Here is a 7,930-nt window from a genome sequence, read left to right on the forward strand (position 1 = left end):
AAAAAAAATGAAAATACCCCCCCCCGCGGGCGCCGGCCCCGCCCCCCCCCCCCCCCCCCCCCCCCCCCCCCCCCCCCCCCCCCCCCCCCCCCCCCCCCCGCCTCACTTGCCGGCGACCGAAATCGCCGGCGTCGAGCGCGATTGCATGCGCAGCGTAAACCTGACGAGCGGCGCGGTCAGCGCCGTCGTCGCCAGCGCGAACACGACGAGAATCGTGTAAACACGCGCCGGAAGAATCTGCATCTGCAGACCGATCGATAGCACGATCAGCTCCATCAATCCGCGCGTATTCATCAACGAGCCCACCAGCATCGCGTCGTGCGGCGCAAGCCCGGTGGCGCGCGCACCCAGATAGCTGCCGCCGAACTTGCCGACGAACCCGCCCGCGAAAAACACCCCGAACCACAGCCATGAAGTCGCGTCGTCGATCGTCCCTACCGACGCATGCAGCCCCGCATGGGCAAAGAACACCGGCATCAGCACCAGCTTGACGAAGCCCTCGACGCTATCGTGCCAATCCTTCGCGACGCCCGGCACACGCCGCACGAACAGCGCCGCGGCAAGCGCGCCGAATGCGCTGTGGAACCCGATCATCGAGGTCGTCAGCGCCGACGCCATCACGAAGCAGAACAATACTGCCAGCCGGTCGCGCGAGGCATGCGCCGTCGATGCGAGCCGCGCGAGCGCCGGGCGGACCACGAAGCGCACCAGCAGCGCGCTCAGTGCCAGATAGACGAGCAGGCTGACGAGCATGCGCGCGAATGCCCAGCCCGGCCCGCTCGACAACGATGCGATTGCCGCAAGCAGCATCCAGCCGAGCGCGTCGGTGAGTATCGCGGCAGACATCGCATGCCTCGCGCCCGCCATCGCGCCGAGCGTCAGGTCATCGACAATGCGCGCCATGACCGGCACCGCCGATACCGCGAGCGCGACGCCGCAAAACAGCACGTACTGCAACGCCGGTGCATCGCTGGCGAGCGTCCCCTTCGACACGACCGCCACGATCATGCCGATCGCGGCCGGCACGAACAGGCCGCCTGCCGCAATCGCAACCGGCACGCGCCACCGGCTGCCGCGCAGCGTGACGCCGAGCTCCATGTGCAGACCGACCTGAAACATCAGCAACACCAGACCGACCTCGCTGACTTGCGCCATTCCCGACGGCGCACGCGGGCCGAACAGCACATCGTAGAAATCAGGTGCGATGACGCCGAACAGCGAAGGCCCGAGCAGCAGGCCGGCCGCGATCTCTCCGACGACCGCGCACTGGCCGAGCCGTTCGGCAATGCGGCCGCAAACGTTGCAGAGTCCGATCACGACCACGAGTTGTAGCAGCCAGATAGTCATGAAATGCCTCAGGAAAGGGCGACCGACGCAAAAACGCGGAAGACGGACAAGCGGGTGACAGCCGTTCGAGCTCGACGGAGCCGGCTGCAGTGTGGTTCACGTACTCGTCGCGCCGAGCCGCTTACCTCAACTGCCTTCCCTGCTCCATTGCTCCCCAGACCCCTGAATCGCGAAGCGAAGAATGGCGTCATCGAAACGAGGCATGGAGCTGATCGACGGCGGGGCGCGCGAACCGCTCGGCGATCCACGCCTGACGCTCTTCGAGAACGCTGACGCCGAAGCGCTCGGCGCCGACAACGCCGTCGTGCGTCCGTGCCCCCCTACCCAGGCTCGCCAGGTTCGCGAGCGCCTGACGGAACGATGCGGCCGAGACCGGCCCGGCTAGGGCTGCCGACTCACGCATTGCCGCTCACTCGCGGCGGCGCGGTCGAGCGGTTGAGCGGTCGCCTCGGCGACGCGGTCGACCCAGCCCCGGTAGAACGCGCGGTACTTGAGCACGAGCTTGTCGTACCTGCTGTACGCGCCGCCGCCGTCCGGCTTCATCCCGTTCCAGATTTTGACGTCGTACCCCGCGGCCTGTTTGGTCTGCAGCCCGAACAGCACGTAGTCGGTCGCGCGACGCAGGGCGCCGCCCACCTTCTTGATCGAGATGAGCATGTGCATGACGTTCTTGCCGTCGCTCACCGGCGTCACGCACTGGAGCAGCTTGTATTTGACGTCGCCGTCCAGGGCGACCGTCATGACGCACCCGCCCGGGTAGCCGTCGAAGTGCAGGTTCATCTGCGACATGTCCATGCCGAGCGCGCGCGACAGCATGCCGAGGGGCCCGAAGTACCGGTCCACGGTGAAGTCGATCCCGGCGCCGAACCACGCGCCCGCCCGGGCCAGCGACTCGACCTCCGGCCACGGGCGCCAATCGTCGAAGAGCTTGAGCTCGAAGGCCGAGACCGGGAGCGCGTGGACGGGGGTCGCGTGCTGCGCGTCGTAGAAGTTCTCGACGATCCGCAAGACCGCCGTCGTCGTCTCGAACGCGAAGTGCAGGTGCATGAAGTCGCCGTTGTCGACGTCGGCCGCGGCGATTTCGGGAAGCGGGTGCAGCGGCTGCGGGGAGCCGTACCAGACCCACACGTAGCCGTACCGCTCGGCGGTGACCAACGTCGGCTGGCGCGCCCCGCGCGGGACGGGCTCCAGCCGGCGCACCTCCGGGCTGTGGCCGGGGATGTGAACGCACTGGCCCTGCTCGTCGTAGCGCCAGTGGTGAAACGGGCACTGGATGCACCCGTCCTTGATCTGCCCGTCGGCCAGGTTCGCGCCGAGGTGCGAGCAGTGGCGGTCCATCACCACGGCCCGCCCCGTCGCGCCGCGCCACGCCACGCACGGACGGCCGAACAGCGTCAACTCCGTCGGCTTGTCCTTGAGGTCGTCCGAGCGCATCGCGACGTACCAGCTCGCGGCCACGCGCGTGGTCGCGTCGTACGCCGCCTGGGGTTGCTCCTTGACGCTCGGTTGATCGAATTGAATGTCGTCCATCGTTTTTTGTGTGGTCGTCGGTCGATTACTTCAGCGCCAGGCCGATGCGGGTCGTGATGTACGCCTTGAGCAGCGCGAACATCGGGTTGTAGTCGAAGTACTTTTTCACCTCTGCCGGCGCGCTGGTTTGCGTCCAGTACATCAGCTTCATCGCCGGCAGCAGGCTGTACTTCGAGTTGTTGAGCTGCGGCTTGTCCCCCGTGATGCAGTACCCGAAGCCGAACATCGGCCTGGCGAACTCTCGTTCGTCGATGAGGGCGTGAATCCGCGCCGCGGCCTCCTCGGCCGGCTTGCGCCCGGCGCTCACGGCCTCGACCTCGGCCTTGGCGTCGTTGAACAACTGGTAGTACTCCTCCATGTCCGCGCACAGGTACCCGAGGTACGGGGGATCGTTGTCGAGGTGATCGAGGTCGCCCTCGTCGCGCGACGCGCGGAACCGCGCGTGGGCTTGCACGAGCCGGAACTGCCCGAGGATCGTGCCGACCGCCCACAGCCTGTGGAACGCGTCCCACAGCCGGAAGTCCTTGAACGCCGTGTAGCAGCAGCTGACGAAGTCGTCGTTGTGGTCCAAAAGCTTCTGCTGCAGGCGCTCGATGTACTCGAAGCGCTCGGGGGAGAAGTCGTCGTCGCGCAGCGCCTTGATGAGGCGCGCCGCGAGCGCGTGGATGGTCACCGCGGTGTTCTCGAGCCCCCGGGAAAAGAGCGGGTCGATGAACCCGTTCGCGTGCAGCATCAGGCAGTAGCGATCGCCGACGCAGGCGCTCGACGAGAACTGCAGGCGGTCGGTCTTGACCCAGTCGCGCACCGGCACGGCGTCCCGGAACTGCGCCCCGATGCTCGGGAACCGCGCGAGGAACTCGTCGAATTCCTGCTGCGCGGAGATGTCCGTTTTCGGGTAGACACGCGGGTCGAGCTGCAGGCCGACGCTCACCAGGTTGTTGGTCGACCGCGGGTGGTTGTTGAACGGAATCACCCAGAGCCAGCCGCCCTCGAACATGTGGTGCAAGGTCCCCTCGTGCCAGCGCCAGCGCTGCCCCTTGACCTTGAAGATGTCGTCGAACGGCTTGACCCCGAGCATGTGCGTGTAGAGGCTGCGCGAGTGCGTCTTGAAGCGACACGGCTCTTCGCGGAGCCCGAACTTGGTCGCGAGCGGCGCGCGGGGGCCCCCGCAGTCGATCATGTACCGGCCGGTGAACAGTTCGCCCTGGGCGGTAGTCACCGCGACGCCGTCCTTGTCGGCGTGGTATTCGGTCACGTTCGTCTTCTGGCGGACCGTGCATCCGTATTTGATGGCGGCTTGCAACAGGTAGGCGTCGACGTCTTGCCGGTAATAATGGCTCTCCGGCCCCCACGGCAGCTCGGGAATGACGCACTGCGTGAACTCCTTCGGGTCGTGCTCCTGGCCGGGCTTGTGGAACACGAAGCCGAAATTGCGCTTGATGCCCGTGCTCGACGCGACGTAACGCTGCGTCGCATAGAACGACGTGATGTGGTCGAGCTCCGGAATGCCGTAGCGATCGGCGATGATGCGGTTCATAAGAGACGTCTCGGGGATCGACGATTCGCCGATCGTGAACCGCGGGTGCGACGACTCCTCGATGATCAGCACGCGAAACTGTTGTTTGGCCAGGATGGCCCCCATCTGGGTGCCGGACATGCCCGAGCCGAGGATGATCACGTCGAAGTGGTTGCTATCGCGCCCGTTCGCGGGGCTCTTCTGAGTCATGGGGGCAATCTCTCCTTGTGAGATGGAACACATGGCCGCGCGCGTCAGGATTCGTCGAGCGCGGCGCGGAGGCGGGACCGCGCGGCCCGCGTGAGCGTGAGTAGATCGCCGAGCATGCTGGGCGCGTATCCCCCGCTGCCGATCGTGGGGCCGCTTCGCCCGGCTTCGTACGTCCGCTCCGCCAACTTGAGGTGAGGCGCCCGGAAGTGCAGCAGGACCTCGAAGACCCGCTCGAGGGCCGCCAGCCCGGCCCCGACGGGCTCGCCCCGCACGCGGGCCGCTTGCGCCTCGTCGAGCGCGCGGTCGACGAGCGCCGGCCCCCCGGCGAACCGGGCGTAGACCTCCCTGAACGCGGGAAGCACATAGGGCAGGTACGTCTCCTTGAATTCTCGATAAGCCGGGTGGTCCGATTGCGAGCCCCACAGGACGTGCTCCAGCACGAAGAGGGGCATTTCTACGGCGCCGGGGCCGAGGTAGCTCTGCCCCCCGACTCGAATCGGATCGTAGTAGGGGCGGAGCTCGTCGTAGAAGACTTGCGGCGAGATGAAGCGGTAGGCGTAAACGATCGATTCGACCATTTTCTGAAGATAGGCCGCCAGCTCGACGCACCCTTGCTCGAACGCGGGCGACCGCAGGGGCACGTCGGACAGCTCGACGGTCAACGCGATGGCCGCCTCGAGGGACGCCATCGAGATGCGCACGCTCTCGAGCAGGTGCGCTTCGTCGCGGAGCCCGGTGTAGCTCCGCTGCGCGTCGGCCGCTGCGGGGTTCCAGACCGTCACATGCAGGAGCGTCTCGCGCGGCGGCAGGTCGGTCACACGCGCCAGGTCGAGCAACACCGGCTCGAGCCCGGGCACTGCGTCCACGGGCTCGTGTCCGTGCCGCTTGAGCGACCCCAGGAAGAACCCGATGTCCCGCATCGCGGCTGCGGCTTCGACGAAGCCCCAGCCGGCGGGCACACCGCGCGCCGGGAGGAACTCGCGCAACAGGCCGACGATGCCGGGCACGTCCTTCCTGCGATTCAGGCCCGGCAGTTGCAGGACGAGCGCCCTCGCCTGCAGCGGATCGCAGGCTGCCACCTCGGCGTGCGTGGCCGCGAATGTGCATACCGGGTCCAGGGCGCTTTCCACTACAGGACCTCCGGCGTCGCGAGCGTCGGCCCGGGCTGGCTGCGAGACAGCCCCGCGTCGCCCTCACGCAGCGACCGCAGGTAGCCGTAGTTCGTCGGCAGGCTCGTCCGCAGACGCTCGGCCTCGCGCCGGATGCGGGCGAACATCGCCTCGGCCTTATCGATCGACTCCGGCCGGTGCCGCAAGAGCGGCAGCGACCGGTCGGGCAGCAGCCCCAAGCCGGCAAAAATGCAGTAGTAGTTTCCGTTCAACCAGAAGTTCTTGAATTCGTAGTCGAAGGTCTCGTAGTACGTGGAATCGTCGAACGACGTGGTGGTCAGCGGCAGCCCCGCCTTGTAACGTTCGACCTTCTCCTTGATGGCGTCCGAGAGCCGCAGGTCGTGCCGGTTCGCGAGCCAGAACGGCGTGTCTTCGCGCGACGTGGTGAAATAGTGCGCCTGGACGAAATCCCGGCAGTCGTCGAACATGTAGACGATCTCAGCGTTGAATGCGTCGGTCAACCGCGGGTCGAACGAGGTGTCGGGGAAGTGCTTCACGAGCTGGTAGAGCGCCGCGTAGATGAAGTAGATTCCCGTCGATTCCAGGGGCTCCAAAAAGCATGACGACAGCCCGATAGAGACGCAGTTATTGACCCACGCCCGCCTGTTGCGCCCAACCCGGAACTTGATCTGGTTGAGCGGCTGCTTGTCCGAGAGGCCCCACAGGTCGAGGAAGTCGGCGGTGGCCTGGTCGCGCGACGTGAACTTGCTCGAGAAGACGTAGCCGCTGCCGAACCGGCCCAGCATCGGAATCTTCCAGGTCCACCCCGAGTTCATGGCGATCGCGGAGGTGTACGGCTCGATCCCGTCGCGCGCGTCGTCGTTGGGCACGGCGCTGGCGACCGCGCTGTCGCACAGCAGGTAGTCGGACATGTCGATGAAGGGTTCCTTCAGGGCCTGGTTGATCAGGAGCCCCCGCATGCCGGAGCAGTCGATGAACAGGTCCGCCTCAAGCGTGCGCCCCTCCTTCGTGGACAGGCTGGAGATGTAGCCGCGCTCGTTCAGGTGAACGTCCACGACCTCGTCGACCACGCGCTTCACCCCGCGTTCGACGGCCCAGCGCTTCAGGAAATCGGCCACCAGGTGCGCGTCGAAGTGCCACGCGTGGGACATCTGGCGGGTGCCGTCGGCCAGGCACGGTGCCAGCTTGCCGTCGAGCGCCCCGGGCTGCGGGTAGCACGCGTACTCCATCGGCTGCTGGAAGCCCTGTTCGCGCTTGCGCAGCCAGTAGTGGGTAAGCGGCACGCCGTCGCAGTTCGGCACGCTGCCGAACAAATGGTAGAAGTAATCGTCGCGCGAGTGGTCGGGAGACTTCCTCCAGTTCACGAACTTGATGGCGGCCTTGAACGCGCCGTTCACCTGGGGCATCCACTCCCGCTCCGGTATCCCGAGGAAGTCGAAGAACACCTTCTGCAAACTCGGGATGGTCGCCTCGCCCACGCCGATCCGGGGGATCGCCGCAGACTCGATGAGCGTAATGTTCGCCTGCTGTTGGAGCGCCCGGACGAGGTACGAGGCGGCCATCCAGCCCGCGGTGCCGCCGCCCACGATGACGATATTCTTGATCGGATTGCTCATGACACGCTTCCCATGGGATTTAAAAACCGAATGGACTTCTGAGAGGGTGGCCAATTAATCGGCACCCAGAATAGGCTGGCGATTGCTTAAATCAAACTGATATATTTGACAGGATTTTGATTTTTTATCCGCCACATTTAATTTATCCATCCCAAATCGGAAAACTATACGTGCCGAAAGGAAATAATTTCATATTGGAGTTTTTTATTTTTTGAGCAATTTGATGAATGGCGCTTGTTTATTAAATAATCCCTATTGTTGCAGTGGCCGTGGACAACTACGTTAGCTTGGGCCGCATAAATCCCAATAAAAACGGCAATGGAAAGTCGGATTGTGCCGCCGAGCTAAACAGTTCAATTTTGGTCACATGAGGGATTATGTGGAATTTGGTGAAAAGCATCCTGATTGCGGGCGGAGGAAGCGCGGGATGGATGACCGTCGCCTATTTTTCCAAAGCGTATGGTTACAAGGTAAAAATCTCACCGATTGGGAGTCGCTAACACAAGTCATCCACGAATCTAGAGCAGATGACGGCGGCAGCCAGAGCAAGCAAAGCGGCATGAATATCGAGGCGGCGCTCG

6 protein-coding genes are annotated in these 7,930 nt (G+C 64.9%); 1 reads left to right on the top strand and 5 read right to left on the bottom strand.

What is annotated here, in order from left to right:
* Nucleotides 1-102: 102 nt before the first annotated feature.
* Nucleotides 103-1,347 carry a cation:proton antiporter gene (locus ACPUER_RS35430; RefSeq protein ID WP_425133409.1) on the bottom strand — a complete coding sequence of 415 codons (1,245 nt, stop codon included), beginning with the start codon at nucleotides 1,345-1,347 and terminating at the stop codon, nucleotides 103-105.
* Nucleotides 1,348-1,549: 202 nt separating this feature from the next.
* Here ACPUER_RS35430 and ACPUER_RS35435 point away from each other — a divergent pair, with 202 nt between their 5' ends.
* Nucleotides 1,550-1,732, top strand: coding sequence for a hypothetical protein (locus tag ACPUER_RS35435; RefSeq protein WP_425133410.1), 183 nt, complete (start codon nucleotides 1,550-1,552; stop codon nucleotides 1,730-1,732).
* Here the strand turns inward: ACPUER_RS35435 and ACPUER_RS35440 are convergent.
* The 4 genes from ACPUER_RS35440 to ACPUER_RS35455 are packed head-to-tail and all read right to left on the bottom strand — an operon-like array spanning nucleotide 1,729 to nucleotide 7,349.
* Nucleotides 1,729-2,877: a Rieske 2Fe-2S domain-containing protein gene (locus ACPUER_RS35440; RefSeq protein WP_425133411.1), complete on the bottom strand. Its 1,149-nt coding sequence runs from the start codon at nucleotides 2,875-2,877 to the stop codon at nucleotides 1,729-1,731. The two genes, ACPUER_RS35435 and ACPUER_RS35440, sit on opposite strands and share 4 nt — an antisense overlap.
* A 25-nt stretch (nucleotides 2,878-2,902) precedes the next feature.
* Nucleotides 2,903-4,603 carry an NAD(P)/FAD-dependent oxidoreductase gene (locus ACPUER_RS35445; protein ID WP_175959182.1) on the bottom strand — a complete coding sequence of 567 codons (1,701 nt, stop codon included), beginning with the start codon at nucleotides 4,601-4,603 and terminating at the stop codon, nucleotides 2,903-2,905.
* A gap of 44 nt (nucleotides 4,604-4,647) precedes the next feature.
* Nucleotides 4,648-5,733, bottom strand: coding sequence for a monodechloroaminopyrrolnitrin synthase PrnB family protein (locus tag ACPUER_RS35450; RefSeq protein WP_425133412.1), 1,086 nt, complete (start codon nucleotides 5,731-5,733; stop codon nucleotides 4,648-4,650).
* Complete coding sequence (locus ACPUER_RS35455; RefSeq protein ID WP_425133413.1) at nucleotides 5,733-7,349, bottom strand: tryptophan halogenase family protein; 1,617 nt, start codon at nucleotides 7,347-7,349, stop codon at nucleotides 5,733-5,735. The genes ACPUER_RS35450 and ACPUER_RS35455 overlap by 1 nt, the downstream gene beginning before the upstream one ends.
* Nucleotides 7,350-7,930 lie beyond the last annotated feature (581 nt).

Source organism: Burkholderia sp. DN3021 (assembly GCF_049805555.1).
In the GTDB taxonomy this organism is placed as follows: Bacteria; Pseudomonadota; Gammaproteobacteria; order Burkholderiales; family Burkholderiaceae; genus Burkholderia; species Burkholderia pyrrocinia_C.